Source organism: Nostoc flagelliforme FACHB-838, from assembly GCF_014698065.1.
Classification (GTDB): Bacteria; Cyanobacteriota; Cyanobacteriia; order Cyanobacteriales; family Nostocaceae; genus Nostoc; species Nostoc flagelliforme_B.
The window spans coordinates 1-1,846 of the sequence record NZ_JACJSI010000687.1 but is presented as its reverse complement, the minus strand read 5'-3'; the positions used below and the strand labels follow the sequence as shown (position 1 = coordinate 1,846).

Sequence of the window (1,846 nt, the reverse complement as noted above, 5' to 3'; positions counted from 1 at the left end):
CGAGACTTATGTGCTATAGCACGTGTTATTGACTGGGTAATCCACCAATAAGTATAGGTTGATAGTTTATAGCCTCGGTTGGGATCAAACTTTTCGATTCCCTTTTGTAAACCAGGGCGGCCGCATCATGTCAATAAGACTAGTCTATTCTCAATAGACTCAAAAATAATCTCATTAACCTCTACTTATTGATAAAGATTTTAGCGATCGCTTTGAGCCTTGGAAAATAAATCAAGCCAGAAATACTGATTTTTCGTTGGGTCTTAATCTTGGTCAGGATCAAGAGTACTTTAGATGCGTTTGCCCTGTTTTGTAAACCTAGTGCCCCTTCTTGGAGCAAGTCGAGAAAATCTAAATTGTGATTCTGGTACTTTTTAGCGATCGCTACCACCAATCGTAGGTTAGCTGTCACCATTCTATGTTTAGCTTTTTGACCTTGTTGAACGATTGACTGTACTTCAGCTTCGGTTTGCCCAAGCGAGGTAGCTAATTCTCTTGTGGTTGGTTCTCGGTTTAATTGAAGTGCAAGACTTGCACGCTGTTCTTCAATCGTCATCATCTGCTGCACAAGCCTAGCATTTGTAATTTCTTGCTCAGGAGTTAGCAGAGGGTAGCGTCCGATTTCTTTGAGGTAGGAGCGAACTAAGTCGGTAGTTTGGCTGGGCATACTTTCAAATAATTGTGAGGACTACTTTTCTTTTTCGTTTGATTAAAATGTTGTATTTCAAAAATTAGTTAACAAATCAAATTTTAATCATAGACTTAACTCTAACGTTTATCTTTGAGTAAATTTATAAACATAATACTTGAAATTTTTAAATAGGTAAATACTAAAATCTGCTTTACTTTGTAAATAATTTTTAAAGTAGTGGAGAATTTTGGTTGGATTAAATTAGAGATACGCTACGCTAAATTTAGAGTGAACTCCTCTCTTGAAGAGAGGATATGTTCAAATTCGCTTCACATTTGAACAAGGCTGAAATCCGCTTTGCGTAAATCAATTGAAAATTACAAATACTTAGTTGAGAAAAAATTATGGATATGCAATCTCTACTCACCTTGACAATCGTAGTCATCTTTTGGGCATTTATTACTCTCGTTATGTTCCAGTTCATTAACGGACTATTTATATCGGCTGCTTACACTAGTAATGTAGTTTCGGTTAGCAATGGGAATATAGCCGCTTCTACAATCCCATCAGTATCAAAAGTAATCACATCACAAGCGATGACTTTTGAAAAATTGCCAGATCCTTGGACGTTAGAGGATGAACTTGTTCATCGTACAAGCAATGAAGCAGTTGCTCTCTCATTCCCTACATTGAGATTACTGCCTCCAGTTAAAGAAGTTTCACCACAACCAAAATGTACTACTCGTTCAAATAAAGCTAACAATGCTGGCAACAAATCACCGAAAACTAAAAAGGCTGATGTCAATTCTTCAGGCAAGCGCAAGCCAGGTAGACCGCGTACAACTGCTTAATTCGCTTTTTAAGCCTCGGCTGATCACCGAAGAATAAATCTTTGAAGGATTAAAAGTTTAAATGAGGCAATTACTTGCCTCATTTATTAATAAGAGAAAGGCTTCGCCATAGCAAAAGTGAAAAAATAATATTGTGAGTGATGCAATGGTACAGCAACTTTTCACTCAAGGTTCTTTATTCGATTTGCAAACGGTAATCGATTATGGGCAGTCAGTTATTAATGTTGCCCAAGAACTTGCAAAAGTTTTAATATGGCTGTTTGTATTTGAGGATCTACTCCTTGAGCATATTCTAAAGGAAATGGGATATTAATGTCTGGTATTACACCTTTACCTTCCAGCCTTTGATTGCCGTTAACAAATA

The 1,846-nt window shown here is 36.9% G+C and carries 2 protein-coding genes and 2 pseudogenes; 1 reads left to right on the top strand and 3 read right to left on the bottom strand.

Annotation, left to right across the window (positions count from 1 at the left end):
- Nucleotides 1–113 (bottom strand): annotated as a pseudogene (locus H6G97_RS50715) (sigma factor); the annotation flags it as partial.
- A gap of 68 nt (nucleotides 114–181) precedes the next feature.
- The gene (locus H6G97_RS50710; RefSeq protein WP_242056205.1) at nucleotides 182–667 is read right to left on the bottom strand and encodes a sigma-70 factor domain-containing protein; all 486 of its coding nucleotides are present in this window, start codon (nucleotides 665–667) and stop codon (nucleotides 182–184) included.
- 368 nt (nucleotides 668–1,035) lie between these two features.
- Between H6G97_RS50710 and H6G97_RS50705 the strand changes: the two genes are divergently transcribed.
- Complete coding sequence (locus tag H6G97_RS50705) at nucleotides 1,036–1,482, top strand: hypothetical protein (protein ID WP_190947732.1); 447 nt, start codon at nucleotides 1,036–1,038, stop codon at nucleotides 1,480–1,482.
- A 218-nt stretch (nucleotides 1,483–1,700) separates the two neighbouring features.
- On the opposite strand, the pseudogene H6G97_RS54575 reads toward H6G97_RS50705, so the two are convergent.
- A pseudogene (locus H6G97_RS54575) lies at nucleotides 1,701–1,846 on the bottom strand (S41 family peptidase); the annotation flags it as partial.